The organism is Paenibacillus sp. FSL R7-0312, assembly GCF_038004445.1.
GTDB lineage: Bacteria > Bacillota > Bacilli > Paenibacillales > Paenibacillaceae > Paenibacillus_AQ.
The window spans coordinates 4,046,411-4,067,892 of record NZ_JBBORE010000001.1 but is presented as its reverse complement, the minus strand read 5'-3'; the positions used below and the strand labels follow the sequence as shown (position 1 = coordinate 4,067,892).

Sequence of the window (21,482 nt, the reverse complement as noted above, 5' to 3'; positions counted from 1 at the left end):
AATTATAAAAGCGAGACCAGCTGTTGTCCGAACTGAAGCTTCCCGCCCCGCTTGCGGCAAACCTCCAGGTTAACGTTTGGCTCAGGAAGAGCGGGATCATGCAGCAGAGAAAGACTGAACAGCTCACTAGCTTCATTAAAACGTTCCTGAGAAGCTCTGATGCAGCCAAGCGCATTATAAATCATCGCCTTCAGCTTCGTTTCACGGATGAGGCCGAGCATATGATTCAGATGCCCCCATGCCGTCTCCCCTTCACCCTCCTGCAGATAAGCCATGGCCAGATACAGCCGGGCAGCCAGACTGTCCGGATGCCGTGCAGTGACTTCCTTGAACTGCTCAATACATTTGCGGTACATAAGCAGCTTATAATAACCCTGACCCCTGACAAAAGCATCCATAGCAAGCTCTGGCGCTTCCTCCTCAGGGATTTCCTGCTCCGGCTGCGGCTGAAAATCTGCCTGATCGCGGAACTGGCTAAGCTTCTCAGCAAAGGCCAGCCATTCATCCATTACATCATCGCTGATCCTGTGGAGCATATTATATTTGGATAAAAGGTCGTTGCGGCGGGCACCCTCCGCAGTAGGATAGTCAGCACTGATCTCCTGCAGCATCTTGTTCATCTCAGCAAATAAATGTTGAAACACCGGACATCCCACCCTTACTGATAATGAATTCAGCTTAAGCTTGCCTGACTTCATTTTTCACAAGTCGGGGTGTCTTCATCCCTGCCATTGATTACATGGCTCAAACAGCGGGATTTAGGCAATCGTCGCGTGAATCTCATGATCCGCCAGCTTCACCGGCTGATTGTCGGCATCTACAAATACAACAGTCGGCTTATGCTCCGCCAGCTCTTCGGATGACAGCATCGCGTAGGAAATGATGATAACGATATCCCCCGGCTGCACGAGGCGTGCGGCTGCACCGTTCAGACAAATAACGCCGCTGCCGCGCGGGCCGGGGATCACGTAGGTTTCCAGTCGGGAGCCGTTATTGTTATCCACGATCTGCACCTTCTCGTTCTCCAGCAAATCCGCAGCTTCCATCAGATTCTCATCAATGGTAATGCTGCCGACATAATTCAAATTGGCTTCGGTGACGGTAGCACGGTGAATTTTGGATTTCATCATATGTCTAAACAAGAGCGTGAGCCTCCTTGGGAATAAATACATTATTGTCGATCAGGCGGGTTCTGCCGAATTTCACGGCAAGTGCCATAATCACCTCTCCGCCGGCAGCACTCAGCTTACTGCCGCCTTCCAGGCTCTCCAGATCCGGGAAAGTCAGGATTTCCGCGTAATCGATGACCGCAAGCGGGGATTCAGCAATAACCGAAACCAGCATCTCCCGCGCCTCATTCACTGTTCTCACCTTGCCGTCTTCCAATGCCTGGCGGACTTCGCGCAGGGAACGGGACAACACCAGTGCCTGTCTGCGTTCTTCAGCGCTCAGATATACATTGCGTGAACTGAGAGCCAGTCCGTCTTCTTCCCGCACGATCGGGCAGGCGATAATTTCAACATTCATATTCAGGTCCGCTACCATCCGGCGGAGAACAGCTACCTGCTGGGCATCCTTCAACCCGAAGAAGGCATAATCCGGCTGTACAATATTGAACAGCTTGCTGACCACCGTAGTCACTCCGTCAAAATGTCCCGGACGCGAAGCTCCGCAGAGCTGTGTAGTAAGTGAAGATACCGATACTCCCGTGCGGATCGGCTGGGGATACATTTCCTCGACACTAGGTATAAATACAATATCCGCACCCTCGCGTTCAGCAAGCGCCAGATCACGCTGCTCATCGCGGGGATAGGAAGCGAAATCCTCATTAGGGCCAAACTGCAGCGGATTGACAAATATACTCATCACCACTGTGCCGCTCTTCTCACCTGCTGCGCGCAGCAGGCTGGCATGGCCTTCATGCAGATAACCCATGGTAGGTACAAAACCGACCGGCCCATGGCCGCCTTGACGCATATATTCCAGCGCTTCACGCATCTGTGCAATCGTTCTGACTACTCTCATCTTATTTCGCTCCTTTGCCGGTACCGCCGTATAGGGATTCCAGTACCGTTTCATCCGCATTAAACACATGTTCCTCTGCCGGGAAGGAGCGGTCTTTCACTTCCCGTACATAGCTGCTGATGCCTTCACGGATCAGACTGCCGACATCGGCATAGGTTTTGACAAACCGTTTCTCCCGGTAAGGGGAGGCATAGCGCAGCACATCATGGAAGACCAGGACCTGACCGTCACAATAGCGGCCCGCGCCAATGCCGATGGTCGGAATATTGATTGCCTTGGAGATGGCTGCGGCCACTTCTTCCGTCACCAGTTCAAGCACGATACCGAAGGCTCCTGCAGCTTCAAGCGCCTTCGCTTCATCGATCAGCCGCTGTGCATCCTTGGCATCCTTGCCCTGGATCCGGTAGCCGCCGATCATATTCACCGATTGCGGAGTCAAGCCGATATGTCCGAGAACAGGCACGCCGGCGGCAACTACAGCGGAGACCGCATTGCAGATTTCAAGGCCGCCTTCCATTTTGACGGCATGGGCCTGGCCTTCCTGCATCAGCCTGCGCACCCCGCGCAAGGTCTCATCCACACTTCCGTGATAGGTCATAAAAGGCATATCCGCGATGATAAATGTGTTCTGCGCCCCGCGCTTCACCGAACGGGTATGGTAGACCATATCGTCTATGGTAACCGGCAGGGTGGTATCGTAACCAAGCACGACATTCCCGAGCGAGTCTCCTACCAGAATCAGGTCGACACCTGCCTCCTCGGCGAGCAGGGCTGATGGATAGTCATAAGCGGTCAGCATGCTCAGCGGCACACCTTCCGTTTTCATTTTTTTCATTTTGATAATATTCAGCGGATGTTTCTCAGCCATTAGCTCTCATTCCCCTTTTCCATAAAATACGCGTTACCGCGCAAACAAAAAAACCTTTTAGCATGGTCCGCTAAAAAGGTCCGAAGGGCAAAAAAGAGTCACTCGCGATCGTCCCTTCTGTCTCGGTCCTTACGGCTCAGAGCAGAATCCAACGTAACCGTTACATACAGTTATGAAGGTAAATCCGGTAAAACAATTCTATAAAAATTCAGTTGCTTAAGTACAGCTCGCCATAGCGATGCCGCCTCTGAGGCTATTATAACAAAATCTGCAGACAATTACACCTAAAAATATGACATAAGGCGGCATGTCTTGACGCTCAGATCATTTCGATTTCCCCTGACAGCACGCTGGTAATCTCACCTGCGCTATTGCGCAGCCGCAGTCCTCCGTTGTCATCCAGACCAACGGCCGTGGCTTCGGTGCGGCCTTGCGGCGTATTCACACACACCTGGCGGCCCAGCGTAACCGACATCGACTCCCAGAGCTCCCGAATAGGCCGGAAGCCCTGCTCTATGTATTGAATGTACAGAAATTCGAGCTCAGCCAGCACCGCTTCCGTAAGCCTGGTACGGTCAACGGGAATGCCGCCCCCTTCAATCAGCAGGGAGGTTCCCACCTCCTGCAGTTCAGCCGGGTAATCTTCACGGGTCAAATTAACGGCAATGCCGATTCCGGCGATACAGTAATGAAGGCGGCCTTCCCTAAGGGAGGATTCAAGCAGAATGCCGCAAATTTTGCGTCCGCCGGCCAGCAGATCATTAGGCCACTTGATGCCGGCAGGGACCCCGGTAACCTCACGGATCGCCGTGCAGACAGCTACACCTGCCAGCAGAGTCAGCTGCGGGGTCAGGGACAGCGGGAGATTCGGACGCAGCACCAGGCTCATCCAGATTCCCTTGCCGCGCGGGGAATGCCACTTGCGGCCCATTCTGCCCCGGCCGCCGGTCTGCTCCTCGGCCATAATCGCGGTGCCCTCAGGAGCACCGTTCTCGGCCAGCTTCTTGGCCTCCTCTTGTGTAGACGCCACCGAATCCATCCGTACGATTTCGCCAGGCCAGCTTGAAACAAAGTTCTCCCGCTTCATATGGCCGGACGGCAGCGTATCATCACTCTTCATCTCTATCCATCCTTTGTGCTTCCTGCAGCAATAATTGTTTGTCATTCGCAGTGTCGCCGGCAGCTGCTGCCAGCAGAAGCTTGTTCAGCAGCACGCCAAGCCATGGCCCGGGCTGCTTCTGCAGCAATTCTGCCAGCTCGTGGCCCGTCACCGCCAGCTCCGCAAGACTGCGGAGCGGCATAGCTGCGGTCCAGGAGCGCAGAAGCCGGGCAGGTGTACTGGCTTCGCCGGAGGCTGGCCGGGCGGGCGCATCGGCGGAGGGGCTGGCTTCGCCGGGGGCACGTCGGGCTAGCGCCGCACCCGCTGAACCCTGCGCCAGATCCGGCGCAGGGACAGGCCCCGCGGCGGCATCCTCAGCCGCCGCAAGCAGTGTCAGCCACCCTTCGGCGGCTGACTGGCCATGGGCCAGCACGGCGGCGATCCACCGCCGCCGCAGGCCTTCGGTGGCACCCGGAGCCTCCGGTGCCACCGAAGACAGCGCCGCGTCCCAGGCTTCGCGGACGCGCAGCACGGCGACGACGCTTACCCGCGTCGTCCCCGGGAACGTCCATGCCCGCAGGAGCTCATCCGCCGCAGCGGCGGACGAGCCCAGGGCATGCAGCAGGAGCGCCCACCGCAGGCGGGCGTCCTGCAGGTTCTCCAGACCGGCTGTACGGGCGGCGGCTGCCGCCAGGTCATTGCCGGTCCACGGGAACGGCGCTTTGCCGCGCGGCAGCAGACCGCTGCGCAGCAGGAGGGCCAGCCCGCGCTGCGGATGCGGGCCCTCTACGATGCGCTCGACCTCCGCGCGCACCCGCTCCACAGCAATATGCGCCAGCTTATCCCGCTGGCGCATCAGGCCGCGCCACGTATTCTTGGCGATAGCGAAATCAAGAACGGAGGCGAAGCGCACACAGCGCAGCATCCGCAGCGCATCCTCGCCGAAGCGTTCCTCCGCCTGGCCCACACAGCGGATACGGCGGAGCTGCAGATCCCGCTCCCCGCCAAAGGGATCAATCAGCACACCATTAAGCCCGGTGCACATGGCGTTGATCGTGAAATCGCGGCGGCGGAGGTCCTCCTTCACATCACTCACAAAAAAGACGTGCTCCGGACGGCGGTGATCGGCATAGCCGCTCTCCGTCCGGTACGTCGTAACTTCAAAGCTATAACCATTCTGCAGCACAGTTACCGTGCCATGAGCCAGCCCGGTAGGAACACAGCGCGGAAACAGGGCCATAACCGCCTCCGGCAGAGCAGAGGTGGTCAGATCCATGTCATGCACCGGTCTGCCCAGCAGTTCATCGCGCAGGCAGCCGCCCACGAAATAAGCTTCATGCCCGCCCGCCAGCAGACCGGTGATGACGGTGCCGGCGGCTTCCGCCATGCCGGATGATGCCATTGTCCATTCCATGCCCTGCTCCTTACCCCCGGATATGATCCAATCCGAGTACCTTGCGTCCAAGCACGCGGTAATATATATCTTCATATTGATTCGTAATCATATCTCTGCTGAAATCATGACAGGCCCGTTGCAGACAGGCGCATCTGAAGCTTTCTGCCATCGCATCGTCCGAGAGCAGTTGAACCGCATAGTCAGCCATCGCCTGAGTATCTCCGACCGGCGCGAGGAATCCGGTTTTGCCATGCTGAATCAGCTCTGGAATCCCGCCGGTCTGGGACCCGATGGTCGGAACGCCGCAAGCCATCGCCTCCAGGGCAACGAGCCCGAAGCTCTCCTTCTCTGAAGGGAGCAGCAGCAGATCAGCCAGTGAAATCACCTGGGCAATTTCATCCTGCTTACCCAGAAACCGCACTTTGTCATCCAGGCCCATCTCGCTGATTTTGGCCTGGATCTTCGGCAGATCAGGCCCTTCCCCCACCAGAAGAAGACGTGAAGGCAGATGTTTATTCACCTTCGCGAATACATCCACCACATCACTTACCCTTTTAACCGGACGGAAGTTGCTGATATGCATCAGGATTTTTTCATCCGGAGCAGCGAAGTCGCCGCGCAGGTCCGTTACATCACGGGGATAATACACCCGTTTGTCCACGAAATTATAGGTCAGATCAATCTCCCGTGTAATATCAAGCGCCTTACGAGTCTCCTTGATGAGATCCTGGGAGACGGCAGTCACCGCGTCACTCTCGTTAATGCCCAGGCGGATCAGATCCTTCAGGGATTCATCCTGGCCCAGTACCGTAATATCCGTGCCGTGCAGGGTCGTAACCACTTTTATGTCGTTGCCCAGGATCTGCTTGGCCAGAAAAGCACAGACGGCATGCGGCACCGCATAATGCACATGGAACAGATCCAGCTTCTGCATCTTGGCTACCTGAGCCATCTTGGTCGCCAGCGCCAGATCATAAGGCGGGTAACGGAACACATAATAATCGTTAACCTCTACCTCATGATAAAATATATTTTTTTGAAACGTTCCCAGCCGGAACGGGATGCTGTGTGTAATAAAGTGGACCTCGTGGCCCTTCTCGGCCAAAAGCTTGCCCAGTTCAGTTGCCACTACGCCCGAGCCGCCAAGAGACGGATAACAAGTGATGCCTATTTTAAGCCGGTCCATAGCTCCGCCCCTTCATTTTACATCAATCTATTACTTCAAGTAATGACATGGATTTATTATAGTTGTTTTTCGGTCTTTTTCAAATCTGCGCCTTATTTACCGGCAACACGGAAGTAATCCACCGTATGCGGCACCTTGCTGGCGAACCCTTCTGCATAAGGAATGAGCCTCCGCTGTCCGAGCAGCATATCTCTCGAACGGACGCGCTCGATATACCCTTCTGTCAAAGGGGTCTTCACAGCATCCTCACCAGGGAGTATGCCAAATTGCGACCGGTAGCAGGACAACGCCTGCTCTTTGAGCGGATATTGTTCCGATACATCGATAATCAGATCGGTACGGCCCAGATCGTTAATGAAGTAGAAATATAATTGCGGTTCAGGGATAGAAGGCATGTCCGGCATATACTTACGCAGCTTGGCGTTAAATACGGCTTCTTCCACCAGCTTGCTGCAGGCGATATGATCCGGGTGCCTGTCCTCCCAGTAAGGGGCGAACACTATGGAAGGGGCATAGCGGCGGATTTCCGCAGTCACTGCCGCCAGATAGTGCTCTGTCATATAGAGCCCCCTGTCAGGAAGTCCCAGGTTCGTACGCACCGCAGCCCCCAACACGTCTGCAGCCTGCTGAGCCTCAAGTTTACGGAGCTCCACCGTACCGTTCGAAGACATTTCCGCCTGTGTCAGATCACACATCCCCACTTTGAAGCCGGCAGCCGTATGTTTGGCGATGGTTCCCGCCATGCCGATCTCCGCATCATCGGCATGAGCACCGAATACCAGAATGTCGAGTTTCATTATTCATCCACACCCGGTTTGTATTTATGTACCAGCTCGCGCCAGCCGAAATCTCCGCGGTCGATTGCCTTTACCAGAATTTCCGCTGTGGCAATATTGGTAGCCACCGGGATTCCATATACATCACACAGGCGGAGCAGCGCCGTGATATCCGGTTCATGCGGCTGTGCCATCAGCGGATCACGCAGGAAAATAATTAAATCAAGCTCATCCGTCGCCACCATGGAGCCAATCTGCTGATCTCCGCCCAGCGGGCCGGACATATAGCGGTGAATGACAAGTTTGGTTGCTTCCATAATCCGTTGTCCGGTCGTTCCGGTGGAATATAACTGATGCCCTTCAAATACATGCTCATAGGCGGTTACGAAATTCACCATCTCATCTTTTTTGCGGTCATGTGCGATAAATGCGATTTTTAACATGTTGCTCTCCCCCGTCTATTCTATAAAATGCTCAAATCCGTAAATCAAACCGGTATATCCCATCACCTTCTGGATTCCCATCTTGACTCCAGGCATATACCCGGCACGCTCGTATGAATCATGGCGGATCTTAAGCGACTGTCCAAACCCGCCGAACACCACTTCCTCCTGGGCAAAAACACCGGGAAGACGTACGCTATGAATCCGGAACCCGTTATAGTAACCGCCGCGCGCCCCCTCAATAATCTCTTCTTCCCCAGGGTGCCCCTGGCGAAGCTCCTGCCGTGCCTCAGAGATCATCTCAGCCGTCTTAATGGCTGTTCCTGACGGCGCATCCAGCTTCTGGTCTCCATGATACTCGATTATTTCCAGGTGCGGGAAATATTTGGCAGCCTGAGCCGCAAATTTCATTAGAAGAATGGCTCCGATGGAGAAGTTCGGTGCAATGAGTCCACCGATTTCCTGATCCTGGCATTGCTTGTCCAGCTCGGCGATCTGTTCAGGCGTAAATCCTGTAGTCCCGATCACCGGACGAACGCCATATTTAATAGCCAGGGCAGTATTGCTGTAGGCAGATTGCGGAATGGTAAAGTCCACCAGCACATCTGCAGCAGCTCCTGCAAGAGCTGCCTCCAGGTCCGAAGTAACCCGAACACCACTATCCTCAAGGCCAACCATCCGGCCGGCATCGCTGTCGCCCGCAGAGCGGTCGACAGCTGCAGCCAGCTCCAGTTCATCATCCTGCAGCACCAGCTTCACAACTTCTTTGCCCATTCTCCCTCCGGCTCCGGAGACAATAACCCTGATCTTGTCGCTCAAATGAATTCCTCCTCGCTTTCCCTGGCTCTGATATTATTGTATATATTTTTGCAGTGATTTCTGCAGATCCTTCATCAGTTGACGCAGACCGGTATCATCCGGATGCAGCGACATCACTTCTTTCAGTACAGCTATGGCCTGCAGATGCTCGTTCATCCGGCTGTGTGCAATAGCCAGCCATACATAAGCATCCCCATATAAGGGGTCAAGCGATACCGCTTCTTTGAGCAAGGTAACCGGACGGTATGGATTCACCGGTACCGCCGCCTCATCCTCCAGCAGCCGTTTCGCTTCCTGCACCAGCTGCAGCGCCTGCAAATGCTGGAGGTGCAGCTCATACTCCGGTTTGGAATCATCCAGTTTGCGCGCTGCTATAGCGTGTTCAAGAGCCTTCTCCAGCATTCCGCTGCGGGCATAGGTGATAGAGCAGCGGTACCTTACCTCAGCATCATCCGGACTGGCCGCAATGGCCGCTTCGAACAAAGTGATGGCCTCAGCGAAGTCACTGCGCAGAATAGAGCGGTATGCCGCTTTTACATAGTCGTTATGATTCATATCCTCACCATCCTCACGGCTAATTCCCGTTCGTTTGGTACAGCATATGTAGTGAAGGCCTAATCGGTGTTTTTGAGCGTCCAGCGCCCGGCATCGCGTGTATTGAACTTATGCATAACCTTGTTATGGGCTTCAGTGAGGTCTATGCCCAGTGAATTGGCGAAACAAACGGTAATGAAGAGAATGTCGCCCAGCTCCAGCTCGATCGAATTATCGGCTTCATTCGCTTTTTTCGGTTTCTCGCCAAACTGATGGTTTACCTCCCGGGCCAGCTCTCCAACTTCCTCGGACATCCGGGCCAGCATGGACAGCGGGCTGAAATAGCCTTCTTTAAATTGTGAGATATACTGATCAACCTCACGCTGTATATCACTAAGACTTTTTTCCATAAATTGTTGTTTCACCCCCCGTATGTTCTTGCCATCTGTTTGCCCCTATGTTATCGTAAAGACGTTTTGAAGACAAATCTTTTTTGAAAGTCTTCGTGAATTTGCAGCTGTATCCGTGAGAGTAAATACCTATAAACTGCCCATTAGAGGCATAGGCGAGGGATTATATGAAATCATCAATTAAATTCAGCACCATCAGCAAAACCATTGCCCCAATCATGCTGGGAGCTGCAATCTACGCCTTTGGACTTCTGTACTTCATTGTACCCAATCAGCTGATGGAAGGCGGCGTTACAGGGATTACCATCCTGCTCAACTATGCTTTTAGCATACCGATCTTTTTGACCACACTGCTGCTGAATCTCCCGCTCTTCCTGCTTGGCTGGAAGGTGCTGGGGGCGAATCAGATCGTCTACACAGGCGTGGGTATCGGCGCCCTGTCCTTTTTCCTCTGGCTGTTCGAACGAATGATTAATGCAGGCTGGATTGTAACGTTCAGTACGGAGCATGATTTTATTCTTGCTTCATTATATGCCGGGGTAACACTGGGGTTGGGACTGGGGATTGTCTTCCGTTTCGGCGGCACCACCGGCGGGGTAGATATTGTAGCGCGGATCCTCGGACGCAAGTTCGGCTGGAGTATGGGACAGATTATCCTGGCAGTCGATGTGATCATTATTGGCGCATCCCTGCTCTATATCCCCCGCGAAAAAATATTGTACACCCTAGTCGCCGTCTTTATTGCTTCACGTGTCATTGATTTCATTCAAGAGGGCGCTTATGCCGCCAAAGCGTTCACCATCATCAGTGATGATGCTCCGCAGATAGCCGAGCTGATTACCGCAGAGATGGAACGCGGCGTCACATTAATCCCGGCGATTGGAGCCTATTCCAAACAGGCCAAACACATGGTGTACTGCGTTGTTTCCAGACAGGAAATCCGCCGGCTCAGCCTGCTGGTTAAGTCTGTTGACCCTAAGGCCTTCGTCATTATCAGCGATGTCCATGATGTACATGGCGAGGGCTTCCGGGAGACCTGACAGGCTGAGGGGAAGCTTATAACATGAAATACTGCCCACAGTACCACATTTGCCTCATGATCTTGGTTAATACCCAGAATTGTTGAATAAAAGATAGCAATCCGCTTCCTTCAAGCAGCTTAGCAGTGGAATTGTTGTATTCCATACAATAATCCTCCTGAATACTCCTGTATTTACATATCCAAGTTGTAATACTTACAACAATTGGTTTGTACCGTGCAAACTTAAGATACTTAGGTTCAGTCAGCAGCATTGTACTCAAAAAGCTCCCTTCATCCGCCTAAGCGGGAAGGGAGCTTTTGTGAGTATTGAGGATTCATATGCCTGAGGGGAAGTACTCCAGCTTCAGCGGATAGTTCCCTCCCAGCTACACAGCCTTCCAATCCCCGTTCTGGCCCCGGTACTTGCGGTAAGCGGCATAGGCCAGCACGGTAAGGATGAACGCACCTGCCAGCAGTCCCCAAGCCCCGTACGGCTGCGGGGCGAGCGGTAGCGACAAGGCCGGCTCATCGCGCTCTTTGCCAAACATGACCCGGGCTGCATCCTGCCCGTAAGACACAATCTCCAGCAGCCGGGCCCGTTCCACCGGCTGCGCGGAGGTGGCGATTCCCTGGGCATACGAGATCCAGGAATCAAACGCATTGACGGCCTCCGGCGGCCGGGAGATGATCACCGCAGGCCGGATATTATCGTACCGGCTCTGCAGTCTGGCCAGAGCGTCCTTCCAGCTCTTCAGATCGTTAGCGGCAGCGCCTTGCTCCATATTATTCAGATCCTCGCGGACCAGCTTGTAATACTGCAGCCACATGGGCTGCCGGGGGTGATTCAGACTGTTCGCGGCGAGCCGGAGCCTAGCTGCGGCAGCTTCCCACCGCTGGGGAGAAGCCTCTACAGCAGCCACTGCAGACTTCATGTCCATAATTACTGTAGAGAGCGCATGGATTCCCTCTACCGATGTCAACCCTTCGAAGGAAGAAGAGATAAAAATCTGCGAGATCTCCTCACTCTCCTGCCTTGCCTTGACCACATCGCCTTCAAGCACATAAGCATATAAGGCATCCGCTGCCTGCTCCAGCCGCTGTGCCCCGCTTCTGCCGGTGAGGGCAGCGGGATCACTGACGGTGACTCCTGTTGCCTCTATGTATGCTTCAGTTCCTGAATTCGCACCGGCAGCCGCTGCTTCTGCTTCGGCCAGAACTCTTCCTCCATTCACTCCGGCCAGCAGCCAGCACAGCACAATCCCTGACAGTATGAACCTTCTCCTGCGCGGCATGTGACATCCCTCCCACCTTAATGTATGGCGGAGGGACAAGAGTTAGAACAGCCTGTCAATGCCTGTCAGCAGATTTGGCGGGAAGAGCCGGACGCCTTGTTCTGCCGCCGGATAACCACGCCGCAGCTGTGCTGAACAAGGTAAGACCCATAGTGAAATACTGAACGGCGCTGATATCATCATCAAGCACTGAAGGCAGCCACGGAAATACGCCCTCTGAATAATCGATCATATCATTCGCGAAAGTCCATAACAGCGCAATGGGCAGCATTCTGCGGAACGAGAAGAAACGGGCATAGATTAACGCTTCAACTGCCATCCCGGTATGGGATATCATCAGCATCCAGTCTTTCCAGGTGACCGTATCCCCTTGATAACCGCCGGCAACAATCATACTGACCGCCCAGATGCCATATTTCACCGATGTGACTACAGCCAGCGCCTCGATCAGCTGGCGTACCAAAGTTCCGGTAAGCCCCTTAGGCGGATACAGCAGCAGCAGTAATGCAGCGGTAAAGAACAGGCTGGCTGTAGGACTGTCCGGAACAAAAGGAAGCAGCCAGTGCGGATAATTATCAGCGGTAAACGCCAGCTGATTGCCATACCACATGTATCCGTAAACCGTACCCAGAAGATTCACGATGAACAGTAGCCAAATGATCCTTCTGTCCCTGAATAATCTGTCAAACCAATGAACCGGCATATAGACAACTTCCTCCCGACTGTAAGCAGCCTCAATCTAAAAAAAGCAAAAACCTGACCGCATGCACGATCAGGTTTGCGTTAATTTTATTTTACTGTTCGCTTTTTTGTTTGGCAAGCCAGCCGGCCAGATCATCAATATCCTGCTCGGACAGCCCCGCTCCCATCGCGGTCTCGTACATCGGAGGCATTTGTCCTTTGCCTTCTTTAATAATAGTAAGAATCGCTGCCTTATCATGCTTATCCCCGACCCCGCGCAGTGAAGGCGGCCCTCCGGTACCCTTCATATCTACCGCGTGGCAGGATACACAGCTGGCTTGCTTATAGAGTGCCATCGCCGGATCATCCTTGTCCACAATGGCAATGTCCTTTGTCTGGACGACAGTTGTGGTAGGCAAGCCAGCCGCCCTGTTTTCGGCCGCTTTCTCCTCACGCTGCACATCCTCCGGAATCTGTCCTGTCTCCGCCATTTCGTGCTTGTATTCCGTCCAGGCGGTATTGGTGAGGTACACAATGGCCGCCAGGGACAGGAACATAAGGGAGGAAGCAATCGGTCTGCGGTAGAACCGGCGCTCACGGCCCGTATCCAGAAAAGGGGCCAGGAGCAGTGATCCAAACGCCACACCGGTCACGCCAAGCGTTCCCAGCACGATATAATCTCCCGATGCATAGGGCAGCTTGAGATACTGATAGAGAAACAGAAAGTACCAGTCCGGGATAGGAATTACTGTTGCTGTGGCATTTGCGGGAAATCCAAGCGGAGCCGGCTCCGATATCGTCAGAACCAGAATACCCACCAGCACTACTACGCCAACCATCCATTCCTTAAGCAGAAAGTTAGGTATAAAAGCCTCAGACTTGCCCGGATAGGCCGAATAGTCAGGCGGAGTAATGAACCCGTTGCCCCTGCGGACCCGGGAATCCCCTACGAATACCACCTTCTCTTTGGAGTCGTCTTTATGCGCCATGACCGTTCCTCCTAAAAGTTTTGTGAGCCTCTGCTTCTCGAACCGCTTCGTACAAAACCCGCTTCGGAAGCATACTCTTAAGTTTTGGTGAGCCTAAGTTACAATGGGCCGGAAATTCCTTGTCTGCGGATCATAATGAAGTGTCCCACAAGCAGTATAAGCAGGACCGCCGGGAGGAAGAATACATGGAGGGCGAAGAAGCGGGTCAGCGTCTCGGCGCCTACAATCGTCCCCCCTTGCATCAGTTCCTTCAGCACCGGCCCCATAACCGGAACAGAGTTCGCGATCTCCAGGGTAACCTTGGTTGCAAAGTACGCCTTGTTATCCCAAGGCAGCAGGTAGCCGGTTAATCCCAGCCCAAGCATAACGAAGAAGATCAGCATCCCGACCACCCAGTTCATCTCGCGCGGAGCCTTATAGGAGCCGGTGAAGAACACACGCATCGTATGAAGAAACATCATGACAATGACCAGACTCGCTCCCCAGTGATGCATCCCCCGGACAATCTGGCCGAAGGCGACTTTGGTCTGAAGATACTCCACACTAGCATAGGCATTTATGATATCGGGTACATAATACATTGTCAGAAACATGCCTGACAGAATCTGAATGACGGTTATGAAAAAAGTAAGTCCACCGAAGCAATAGACAAAGGCTGAGAAGTGATGGGCAGGATTGACATGCTCGGGAACCTCGTGGTCGGCAACATCTCTCCAGATCGGCGTAATATCCAGACGTTCGTCAATCCAGTTATAGACATTTTTAAACATTGGATTCACGCCTCCTTCTTAGCTTCAGTATTTGGAACGATGTCGCCCAGATACACCCAGCCGCCGTCAATCTTGGTGGTGTACTGGTCAAGCGGCTTCGGGGCTACTGCCAGATTCTTGCCCAGTTTCGTATAACGCGCTCCGTGGCAAGGACAGTGATATTCATCCGGAAAAGCCTTATCATTGTTCCAGCCTACCGTACAGCCAAGGTGCTTGCATACCGGTGAAAGCGCATAAATTTGTCCGCTCTCATCTTTACGGATCCACGCCGTCAGCATTGCTGTACTGGCATACCATCCGTCCTGCTGCGGCAGTTCAAAGGTGAACTCCTGTGGCACATCGGTAATCTTGGACGTTTCCGCTACCTTGATAAAGTCTCCTTCGCCTTTTTTATGTAATATCGGGTCTACAGCAAAACGAATCATCGGCAGAATGGCCCCGGCTCCCATAAAAGCGGTGGCACCGCCTAGGGTATAGGCCAAAAACTGTCTACGCGATATATCCTTCCGTTGGGGCTGTTCTTGCGGAAGCGGTTCCTGTTCTTCATTAAGGCTGCTCATACTGTGTGTAACCCCCTTTTCAAAATTTGAGAAGGCACCTGCAGAGTCCGTTGAAAGACAATTATGGTAATTAATTCGTTTTCAATGAAAAAAATCACATGACATATAAGTTCAACCTAATCATAGCTTAGGCTCCAAAACCCGTCAAGAATATTGTCTAAATTGTGACAGGCATTTGTGGCTGATTTCATAATAATTGTTGATTTTTCGTCACATTTAACTCATTATCTATTTAACCATAATCTCTGGATTTCATCCCGTATACGGGAGCTCACAGGAGTATCCGAATTCCTCTTCAATTCAGGCAGGCAAAGGAGTAAATCGCTTTCATAAACCTCTTGTGTTAAAAGCACTTCATTCGCAGAAGACACAATAACATATTGGAAACCAATGGATTTGACTTTTTGGCAAAGATCGTTAAGTAAAGCTATACTTTCTGCTCCTGCATACTGTACCGCCGGATACGTTACCACACGCCCTTGAAAAGGCTTCTCGACTAAATCGAGGAAATCACGCTGACGCTCCAGCGCTGCAACGGTCTCGGGAGGTGTCTCTGTCCCTTGAAGTCCTGTATACGGGATTACACAGGTATCGTAGAAATGTCCACCCGCTTCCCAAGTCTCACGGTCAAAATCACTGAATTTCATCGGCTCGCCCCCTTCTTGCCGCTTATGCAGCATTTAGAACATCATAAATGTAAAAAAAGAAATGCGCCAGGCGCATTTCCTTATGCCAAACTTTTCAGTTCTTCAGTCAGATTCCGGAAAGCTGCCTCATCTCCGGCAGCCAGCGCCGTGTCAATCTTCCGGTACAAGATGTCGGTACGACGCTTTCTTAACGCTTCATCCCAAACCATTTCTGCAGCAAGCCCCAGCATCACTTCATAAGTAGCCTTCATTTTGTCCATTCGATACACCTCCGCTGTTTAAGAGTTTCCGTATTCCAATGCCTTCTTCACATAGCTTTCACTAGTAAGTGCCATCCTCAGCAGATCCTGCTGCGTCAACTCACGGATCACTTTGGCTGGGGTGCCTAAGGAGAGCGTGTACGGCGGAATGATTTTGTTTTCGGTTACAATGGAGCCGGCTCCTATTAAAGCATATTCACCAATCTCTGCTCCGTTCAATACAATTGCTCCCATTCCGATTAATGTGCCTTTGCCTATCCGGCAGCCGTGGATAATCGCGGAATGGCCGACCGATATATCATCACCCAGAATCAGCGGTAAACCCTCAGCCACATGACCCACCGTACCATCTTGAATATTGCAGCGCTCTCCGATTAGTACCGGAGCCAAATCTCCTCTAAGCACAGCATTGAACCAGATACTGGATTGTTTCCCCATTCTTACATCGCCAACGAGCTTAGCGCCTTCCGCCACATAGACTGATTCATCAAGCTGCGGTATGTAATTCCCATAAGCTATCCGCATCTCTCTCCCCCTTACTTAAGCAGCAGCTTCGGTACGGCCGCTTCACTTCCCCAGGGCGTCATCATAACCACCGGCCCTTCGGCACCTTCACCGAGTCTGATCATACCCAGATGCAGCATCATCCGCAGAATACGTTGTTCGAGTATGGCGCCGGCATCATCATAATAGAACGGCTTAATCAGCCAGCCCAACCCTTCGGATAGCGAAGCCACGGTAACCCATCTGCTTGCACTAAGACTGATCCAATAGACTAGCGATGGCAGGTTAGGAATTGCGCCTTTATACAGTCTTAACCAAAAGGAGAATAACTGCATCAGCTTTTCCGATTTCCCTTCCTCCAGGAATTGCTCCCCTGACGCTGTGAGCTTCAGACGGTAGCCCTCTTCCGAGATCCAGCGGCGGTGGCGGGCATAATCATACAGCAGGGCAAATCTCGGCGGATAGTGCTCACAGGCCCTTCCGTAGCCGAATCTCCACCCGCCTTTGCCCAGCAGGGGCTCAGCAATTTGTAAGGCATTCATCACTCCCTGCTGATTGCGTTTATACAGCGCCCCCTCCTGCCCAAGTTCAGGCTCGTTATCCTTAACATAGCGCAGGAAGAGCAGCAGATCGCCCGCCAGCAGATCGCCCTCGCCCCGGTACATTGCCGGTTCAGGACTTGGAGTAATCCCTTCCTTCAGGTGCTCCCCCATCCTGTCGCGGAAGCGGATCTTCAGATCCAGCGGGACCTGAAACAGATACCTGCTCTGCTGCGATGCACCGGTAAAGAGCCAGCCGCCATTTTTGAACCTGCTGACCATATCGCGATAGCTGCCGCCTTTACCGGAGGGTGTGTCAAAACATGCCTGCCTTGCGGCGGCAAGAAGATCTTCCAGACTGAAGTGGCTGCGCTCATCAAATAGCAAAGTGTTCAGGAACCGCAGTTCCTCCGGAGTACAGCCCCGGATATGAGACTCCATAAACTCACGGCTGCCCAAGGTAATGAGAATACTCTGAATCAAATCATGTTTGGAATTCCGTTTGCACTCACATTCATAGCGTCCCGCAATGGCGGTAAGCTGACCAATGTCTGCGTAAGTGAGCATATCCGCCAGATTCATCTTTTATCGCCTCACCGTTTTACTACCATTATGGGAAATATAGCCCTTTTTATTCCTTATTACTCAAAAAAAATAACCCGAGGGCCGGGTTAACGCTGATTCTGCAAGATATGACGGGTACAGTTGTACAATACCGGATTCCATTCCTGCTCGATTTTCTCCAAAATCGTCAGGGAGAGGTTACCGAGACGTTCAGAATACTTGTCTTTATATAATGCGGTGTACAGTTGTGCAAGAAACCCTCCATGAGAGATGACCAGTACATTCTGATCCGGATAACGGGCCGAGAGATCCTCAAGAAAAGCAAGCCCGCGTACCTGAAGCGCCGCATCGCTCTCCTGCCCCAATGTTAACTGATTCCAATCCTTACCCCATTTAGCTTCACGGGCTGCAGCCGTCATTCCTTCTACCTGGCCATAAGCGCGCTCGCGGATCCGATGATCAGGTTCCAGCAAAGGAATTCCCAGCTTAGCGGCAACGATCTTTCCTGTCTCAGCTGCGCGGGAAAGACTGCTCGTAATGCAATAGTCCCAGTGGTAGGGCTCCTGCAGAAGCCGGTCACCCAGCATCTCAGCCTGCCTGCGGCCTTCGTCGTTAAGCGGAATGTCACTTTGTCCCTGAATCTTACCTTCCGCGTTCCAATCCGTCAGCCCGTGGCGTATTAAGCCGATCAGCATTGCCTATCACCTTTCCCTTCCATTTATGTTTGCTTAATAATGTAACACGAATGAAAACAAATGTCTTCTTTTTTAACAAAATTACAGGTCTATTCCTCACTTGAAGCTCATATCCGGATACGAAAAAGCCCTCTTCACTATTTAAGTAAAGGGGCTTTCATTGTCTGCGGTAACGGTTCAGGCGCACCAGCAGGAATATAGACAACCCGACACCCAGCGTCGATAACACCATCCAGTATTGCGGGTGGGAGGGGCCCATATTGGCAACAAGCGGTTCAATAATACCGCCTTCTGACTCGACCGGATAAGAAGATGACCAATCCAATGTCAGTCCTGCCACACCTGTTTCTACAATTCCGCTCTGGGCTGCAGTAGTATTCGAGGGTGTTTTGAACATGGTGAAATATAAAAAGCTGGAGATAAACACTGCCAGAAAACAGGCAATCCACAGGCTCAGCCTACGGCGGAAAACAGCGGAGCTGCCCGCAGACTTACCGTCCCCAGGCATAAGCCAGGGACTTTCCAGATAGATCCGCTCCATAACCTTAAGGTTAATCGCTTCTGCACGTTCATCACTGACTTCAAACCTTGAGTCCTGCATAAGCTCACTTGTCTCCTGCCACAACGCCCATTCGGCACTGCAATAGGAACAAGCCGCGATATGTTTCTCAAGTCTAATCCGTCTGGGATCTGTGGGGGGAGCGTCCCACAAGAGCGGAATGGAATCCTGCGCTTCCCTGCAATTCATTGGCCTTACACCCTCTCAGCCTGCTCTTCAAATTCAGGCTCATAGAAATAGGATTCGAGCTGGAGCTTCACACTGCTCCTGGCGCGGAACAATAGTGATTTCACGGAGCTGACACTCTGATCCAGAATCACTGCAATTTCCTGATAATCCATCTGATCATATTCACGCAGAATGAGCGCAGAACGCTGCTTCTCCGGGAGATTGTTAATGGCTTCACGGACCAGATTCATCCGTTCTTTACGTAATGCCGCCTGTTCCGGGGCAACGTCAAGCGGTGCCACAGGAGTATAACCGCTCTCTTCAAGCGATACATTTCCGGCACGGTTCTTGCGCAGCTCACTCAGCACCGTATTACGGGCAATAGTGTACAGCCAAGTAGAGAAAGAAGCATCCACTTCACGGAACGAATGAAGACTCCGGAAAGCCTTGTAGAAGGTCTCAGAACAAAGGTCTTCGGCAATCAGCTCCATATGGGAGTTCTTAAGCATATGATACACAAACGCCAATATTTTGCGTTGATAACGTCGCATCAATTCCGAGTATAATTCTGTATCTCCTTGCTTGATAAGCTGGATCAACTGGGAATCCGTCATGGTGAGTTCGGCCCTCCTCGCCCTTGCACGATTAATCCCGTCCGGTCCGTACCTACTTATACCGGTCAGGTAAGAAAAAGTTGCGGCATTGCTACAAATTCGTACAAATAAATGAAATACTTCCTATGTATATTCAACCAGCCGTTAATTAAGGCATACTGTATGTAAATACAGAAAGAAATTCGCATCTTTACAAATTTCTAATACTGTTCAGATAGGCATATGGCTCCCTATACTTGGAAGAAATCTATAAACATACTTAACCCAGTATAGCATACATTCTAACAGGATGACATTAATAGACTTTTAGATTCAGCGGGAAGTCGAATATTGAAAGCGGTATTATTAATGTTTGAGAAAGGGGTTGACAGAATGTAACCGTATACATATAATAAAAGTACAGTATGGTTTCTCTCCACTCCTATCCAAACACTGCACGGTTCCAATACATTGTGAACTGTAACCGCTTATTATGTAAGCGGTCTTTTTTTGTCCATTTTTACGAACAATTGGATAATTTATAGGCGCATTATACTCCCCTAACCTAATCATCCGAAACGCAGTCCGTAACGACACAGATACGCTCCGCGAAATCTTCCGCTCTGCGTCATTGACCGTTGAGAGTGACCGCAACCTTTCATAACCTGCCCGTCAGTGAGGCGACTGAGAATCCGTTATTTGAGTAAAATCAGCGAATTTGCCGGTTAATCGGACTCAGAATCGCTTAATTGACCTGAAAAGTGTATTACAGTATATTTTAGGAATATAGGAATCTCAGTCCGTTTCAGGATATATGGATCTGGGGAGGGGTGGCTGGCCTGACAGTTTGCTATCAAGTGGAAACGGCTATGCCGTCCTTTAAAGGACGGTGCTTTTCAGCGAGAAATAGAAGGACAAGTAATCATGCGCAGCAAATAAATTCTTACATTAAAAAAAGCCGGGGAACCACTCCCCGGCTCTTCGCTACACATATACCGTATAATCACTCTGCTGCAGCACAATCTTGGCCCGCTCCATATCATGCTCCTGGCGGAACGACAGGCGCATGATCCCGGGAACATCCTCCCGGCTCTCAATAATCTGCACGTTGCTAAGGTTGATGCCCTGGTCGCCAAGCTCCGTGGTAATACGCCCGATAATCCCGGGATGATCGGGGACATCAATATGAAGGTCGAACAGCGGGACAATCATTCCCTTTCGGCGCTCAGGCAGCTGGCTGCGGAATTCATTCGCCTCATGGAATGCAGACTCGATCCCCGCACCATCCCCTTGCTCTAGCAGATGAATAAAGGATGAAACCTCGTCATTCCAATCTTTGAGCAGACGCAGCATAACCGAGCGGTTATTCAGCAGGATATCGCGCCAGATGATCGGATCGCTCGAGGCAATCCGCGTAATATCCCGGAAGCCGCCGGCCGCAAGCGTGCTGTACAAAGAGTCTGAATCATGGTAAGCATGAATCTGATTGACCAGCGCCACCGCGATAATATGCGGCAGGTGGCTAATCGCTCCGACAATCTCATCATGGCGCTCCGGGTCAAGCCGGACAATATGCGCTCTGGTATGTAGAAGCAAGGATTCCAGTGCATGATACGCTTCCTCAGGAACACCGGGCGGAGGCGTCAGCACGTAATAGGCATTCTCGAACAGCAATGAGGAGGCCGCCTCTACACCCGAGCGTTCCGAGCCGGCCATGGGATGGCCGCCGATGAAATGCACACCAGGAAGGTCAAGCGAGACTGCGCAGGCTGCTATACTGGCCTTGGTGCTGCCGACGTCAGTGATAATACAGCCCGGCTTCAGCGGCAGGCGGCTTAGCTGCTGAAGATAATCCTCTATCATGCCAACAGGCACACACAGAAAAATATAATCGGCACCCAGCGCCGCTTCCTCAAGCGATAGGGTAGCCTCGTCAACCACACCTCTGCTGACATATTTGATTGCTGATTCAGGACGGTGGGCATGCCCTACAACGGTCAGGCCCTCCTTGCCTTTGAAGCAAAGGGCCAGTGAGCCGCCGATCAGACCGACACCGAAAATTGTTATTTTTGTCGTCATGTTCT

General features: G+C 52.2%; 26 protein-coding genes. 1 reads left to right on the top strand and 25 read right to left on the bottom strand.

Annotation, left to right across the window (positions count from 1 at the left end; genetic code table 11):
• Positions 1-2 precede the first annotated feature (2 nt).
• From MKX70_RS17785 to MKX70_RS17730, 12 genes are all read right to left on the bottom strand, one after another.
• Positions 3-644: a hypothetical protein gene (locus MKX70_RS17785; RefSeq protein ID WP_171716658.1), complete on the bottom strand. Its 642-nt coding sequence runs from the start codon at positions 642-644 to the stop codon at positions 3-5.
• 114 nt (positions 645-758) lie between these two features.
• Positions 759-1,142 carry an aspartate 1-decarboxylase gene (panD, locus tag MKX70_RS17780; RefSeq protein ID WP_340840424.1) on the bottom strand — a complete coding sequence of 128 codons (384 nt, stop codon included), beginning with the start codon at positions 1,140-1,142 and terminating at the stop codon, positions 759-761.
• Positions 1,135-2,025, bottom strand: coding sequence for a pantoate--beta-alanine ligase (gene panC, locus MKX70_RS17775; RefSeq protein ID WP_042237589.1), 891 nt, complete (start codon positions 2,023-2,025; stop codon positions 1,135-1,137). Before panC ends, panD begins: the two co-directional genes overlap by 8 nt.
• A 1-nt stretch (position 2,026) precedes the next feature.
• Positions 2,027-2,893, bottom strand: a complete 867-nt coding sequence (panB, locus tag MKX70_RS17770) for a 3-methyl-2-oxobutanoate hydroxymethyltransferase (protein WP_340840423.1) — start codon at positions 2,891-2,893, stop codon at positions 2,027-2,029.
• Between the two features lie 319 nt (positions 2,894-3,212).
• Complete coding sequence (locus tag MKX70_RS17765; protein WP_445323670.1) at positions 3,213-4,013, bottom strand: biotin--[acetyl-CoA-carboxylase] ligase; 801 nt, start codon at positions 4,011-4,013, stop codon at positions 3,213-3,215.
• A complete protein-coding gene (locus MKX70_RS17760) occupies positions 4,003-5,406 on the bottom strand; it encodes a CCA tRNA nucleotidyltransferase (RefSeq protein ID WP_340840422.1) in 1,404 nt (467 codons plus the stop codon). The genes MKX70_RS17765 and MKX70_RS17760 overlap by 11 nt, the downstream gene beginning before the upstream one ends.
• 10 nt (positions 5,407-5,416) lie before the next feature.
• Entirely contained in the window at positions 5,417-6,574 is a 1,158-nt protein-coding gene (bshA, locus tag MKX70_RS17755) for an N-acetyl-alpha-D-glucosaminyl L-malate synthase BshA (RefSeq protein WP_042237593.1), read from the bottom strand.
• Between the two features lie 92 nt (positions 6,575-6,666).
• Positions 6,667-7,371, bottom strand: coding sequence for a bacillithiol biosynthesis deacetylase BshB1 (gene bshB1 / locus MKX70_RS17750; RefSeq protein ID WP_042237595.1), 705 nt, complete (start codon positions 7,369-7,371; stop codon positions 6,667-6,669).
• The gene (mgsA, locus tag MKX70_RS17745; protein WP_039309895.1) at positions 7,371-7,793 is read right to left on the bottom strand and encodes a methylglyoxal synthase; all 423 of its coding nucleotides are present in this window, start codon (positions 7,791-7,793) and stop codon (positions 7,371-7,373) included. Before mgsA ends, bshB1 begins: the two co-directional genes overlap by 1 nt.
• Positions 7,794-7,808: 15 nt before the next feature.
• Entirely contained in the window at positions 7,809-8,612 is an 804-nt protein-coding gene (gene dapB / locus MKX70_RS17740) for a 4-hydroxy-tetrahydrodipicolinate reductase (RefSeq protein ID WP_042237598.1), read from the bottom strand.
• 33 nt (positions 8,613-8,645) lie between these two features.
• Complete coding sequence (locus MKX70_RS17735) at positions 8,646-9,167, bottom strand: tetratricopeptide repeat protein (RefSeq protein WP_042237599.1); 522 nt, start codon at positions 9,165-9,167, stop codon at positions 8,646-8,648.
• Between the two features lie 59 nt (positions 9,168-9,226).
• Positions 9,227-9,556, bottom strand: coding sequence for a nucleotide pyrophosphohydrolase (locus tag MKX70_RS17730; protein ID WP_042237600.1), 330 nt, complete (start codon positions 9,554-9,556; stop codon positions 9,227-9,229).
• Between the two features lie 167 nt (positions 9,557-9,723).
• On the opposite strand from MKX70_RS17730, the gene MKX70_RS17725 reads away from it, so the two are divergent.
• Positions 9,724-10,596 (top strand): YitT family protein, encoded by an 873-nt coding sequence (locus tag MKX70_RS17725; RefSeq protein ID WP_042138607.1) that lies wholly within the window; start codon positions 9,724-9,726, stop codon positions 10,594-10,596.
• A 367-nt stretch (positions 10,597-10,963) separates the two neighbouring features.
• On the opposite strand, the gene MKX70_RS17720 is transcribed toward MKX70_RS17725, so the two are convergent.
• From MKX70_RS17720 to MKX70_RS17660, 13 genes are all read right to left on the bottom strand, one after another.
• The gene (locus MKX70_RS17720; protein WP_340840421.1) at positions 10,964-11,869 is read right to left on the bottom strand and encodes a sporulation protein YpjB; all 906 of its coding nucleotides are present in this window, start codon (positions 11,867-11,869) and stop codon (positions 10,964-10,966) included.
• Positions 11,870-11,924: 55 nt separating this feature from the next.
• Positions 11,925-12,572: a DUF1405 domain-containing protein gene (locus tag MKX70_RS17715; RefSeq protein WP_042237602.1), complete on the bottom strand. Its 648-nt coding sequence runs from the start codon at positions 12,570-12,572 to the stop codon at positions 11,925-11,927.
• Positions 12,573-12,663: 91 nt separating this feature from the next.
• Entirely contained in the window at positions 12,664-13,539 is an 876-nt protein-coding gene (locus MKX70_RS17710) for a menaquinol-cytochrome c reductase cytochrome b/c subunit (protein WP_042138609.1), read from the bottom strand.
• Positions 13,540-13,637: 98 nt separating this feature from the next.
• Positions 13,638-14,309 (bottom strand): menaquinol-cytochrome c reductase cytochrome b subunit, encoded by a 672-nt coding sequence (qcrB, locus tag MKX70_RS17705; RefSeq protein WP_020427667.1) that lies wholly within the window; start codon positions 14,307-14,309, stop codon positions 13,638-13,640.
• Positions 14,310-14,314: 5 nt separating this feature from the next.
• Positions 14,315-14,869: a ubiquinol-cytochrome c reductase iron-sulfur subunit gene (locus MKX70_RS17700; RefSeq protein WP_039309880.1), complete on the bottom strand. Its 555-nt coding sequence runs from the start codon at positions 14,867-14,869 to the stop codon at positions 14,315-14,317.
• A 224-nt stretch (positions 14,870-15,093) separates the two neighbouring features.
• A complete protein-coding gene (locus MKX70_RS17695; RefSeq protein ID WP_042237604.1) occupies positions 15,094-15,516 on the bottom strand; it encodes a DUF2487 family protein in 423 nt (140 codons plus the stop codon).
• Between the two features lie 80 nt (positions 15,517-15,596).
• The gene (locus MKX70_RS17690) at positions 15,597-15,776 is read right to left on the bottom strand and encodes an IDEAL domain-containing protein (protein WP_039309877.1); all 180 of its coding nucleotides are present in this window, start codon (positions 15,774-15,776) and stop codon (positions 15,597-15,599) included.
• 18 nt (positions 15,777-15,794) lie between these two features.
• The gene (locus tag MKX70_RS17685) at positions 15,795-16,301 is read right to left on the bottom strand and encodes a gamma carbonic anhydrase family protein (RefSeq protein WP_042237606.1); all 507 of its coding nucleotides are present in this window, start codon (positions 16,299-16,301) and stop codon (positions 15,795-15,797) included.
• A gap of 11 nt (positions 16,302-16,312) precedes the next feature.
• Positions 16,313-17,401, bottom strand: coding sequence for a hypothetical protein (locus MKX70_RS17680; protein ID WP_340840420.1), 1,089 nt, complete (start codon positions 17,399-17,401; stop codon positions 16,313-16,315).
• Positions 17,402-17,490: 89 nt separating this feature from the next.
• Complete coding sequence (locus tag MKX70_RS17675; RefSeq protein WP_042237611.1) at positions 17,491-18,078, bottom strand: histidine phosphatase family protein; 588 nt, start codon at positions 18,076-18,078, stop codon at positions 17,491-17,493.
• Between the two features lie 157 nt (positions 18,079-18,235).
• A complete protein-coding gene (locus MKX70_RS17670) occupies positions 18,236-18,826 on the bottom strand; it encodes an anti-sigma factor family protein (RefSeq protein ID WP_042237613.1) in 591 nt (196 codons plus the stop codon).
• A 5-nt stretch (positions 18,827-18,831) separates the two neighbouring features.
• Positions 18,832-19,419 (bottom strand): RNA polymerase sigma factor, encoded by a 588-nt coding sequence (locus MKX70_RS17665; protein ID WP_042237617.1) that lies wholly within the window; start codon positions 19,417-19,419, stop codon positions 18,832-18,834.
• 963 nt (positions 19,420-20,382) lie between these two features.
• A complete protein-coding gene (locus tag MKX70_RS17660) occupies positions 20,383-21,477 on the bottom strand; it encodes a prephenate dehydrogenase (RefSeq protein WP_340840418.1) in 1,095 nt (364 codons plus the stop codon).
• Positions 21,478-21,482: the final 5 nt, after the last annotated feature.

Bases quoted from the DNA above. Each gene is read 5' to 3' on its own strand.
- panC (WP_042237589.1), bottom strand. From the start codon at position 2,025: ATGAGAGTAGTCAGAACGATTGCACAGATGCGTGAAGCGCTGGAATAT.
- panB (WP_340840423.1), bottom strand. From the start codon at position 2,893: ATGGCTGAGAAACATCCGCTGAATATTATCAAAATGAAAAAAATGAAA.
- MKX70_RS17765 (WP_445323670.1), bottom strand. From the start codon at position 4,013: ATGAAGAGTGATGATACGCTGCCGTCCGGCCATATGAAGCGGGAGAAC.
- MKX70_RS17760 (WP_340840422.1), bottom strand. From the start codon at position 5,406: ATGGAATGGACAATGGCATCATCCGGCATGGCGGAAGCCGCCGGCACC.
- bshA (WP_042237593.1), bottom strand. From the start codon at position 6,574: ATGGACCGGCTTAAAATAGGCATCACTTGTTATCCGTCTCTTGGCGGC.
- bshB1 (WP_042237595.1), bottom strand. From the start codon at position 7,371: ATGAAACTCGACATTCTGGTATTCGGTGCTCATGCCGATGATGCGGAG.
- mgsA (WP_039309895.1), bottom strand. From the start codon at position 7,793: ATGTTAAAAATCGCATTTATCGCACATGACCGCAAAAAAGATGAGATG.
- MKX70_RS17735 (WP_042237599.1), bottom strand. From the start codon at position 9,167: ATGAATCATAACGACTATGTAAAAGCGGCATACCGCTCTATTCTGCGC.
- MKX70_RS17730 (WP_042237600.1), bottom strand. From the start codon at position 9,556: ATGGAAAAAAGTCTTAGTGATATACAGCGTGAGGTTGATCAGTATATC.
- MKX70_RS17725 (WP_042138607.1), top strand. From the start codon at position 9,724: ATGAAATCATCAATTAAATTCAGCACCATCAGCAAAACCATTGCCCCA.
- MKX70_RS17720 (WP_340840421.1), bottom strand. From the start codon at position 11,869: ATGCCGCGCAGGAGAAGGTTCATACTGTCAGGGATTGTGCTGTGCTGG.
- MKX70_RS17715 (WP_042237602.1), bottom strand. From the start codon at position 12,572: ATGCCGGTTCATTGGTTTGACAGATTATTCAGGGACAGAAGGATCATT.
- MKX70_RS17710 (WP_042138609.1), bottom strand. From the start codon at position 13,539: ATGGCGCATAAAGACGACTCCAAAGAGAAGGTGGTATTCGTAGGGGAT.
- qcrB (WP_020427667.1), bottom strand. From the start codon at position 14,309: ATGTTTAAAAATGTCTATAACTGGATTGACGAACGTCTGGATATTACG.
- MKX70_RS17700 (WP_039309880.1), bottom strand. From the start codon at position 14,869: ATGAGCAGCCTTAATGAAGAACAGGAACCGCTTCCGCAAGAACAGCCC.
- MKX70_RS17695 (WP_042237604.1), bottom strand. From the start codon at position 15,516: ATGAAATTCAGTGATTTTGACCGTGAGACTTGGGAAGCGGGTGGACAT.
- MKX70_RS17690 (WP_039309877.1), bottom strand. From the start codon at position 15,776: ATGGACAAAATGAAGGCTACTTATGAAGTGATGCTGGGGCTTGCTGCA.
- MKX70_RS17685 (WP_042237606.1), bottom strand. From the start codon at position 16,301: ATGCGGATAGCTTATGGGAATTACATACCGCAGCTTGATGAATCAGTC.
- MKX70_RS17680 (WP_340840420.1), bottom strand. From the start codon at position 17,401: ATGAATCTGGCGGATATGCTCACTTACGCAGACATTGGTCAGCTTACC.
- MKX70_RS17675 (WP_042237611.1), bottom strand. From the start codon at position 18,078: ATGCTGATCGGCTTAATACGCCACGGGCTGACGGATTGGAACGCGGAA.
- MKX70_RS17670 (WP_042237613.1), bottom strand. From the start codon at position 18,826: ATGAATTGCAGGGAAGCGCAGGATTCCATTCCGCTCTTGTGGGACGCT.
- MKX70_RS17665 (WP_042237617.1), bottom strand. From the start codon at position 19,419: ATGACGGATTCCCAGTTGATCCAGCTTATCAAGCAAGGAGATACAGAA.
- MKX70_RS17660 (WP_340840418.1), bottom strand. From the start codon at position 21,477: ATGACGACAAAAATAACAATTTTCGGTGTCGGTCTGATCGGCGGCTCA.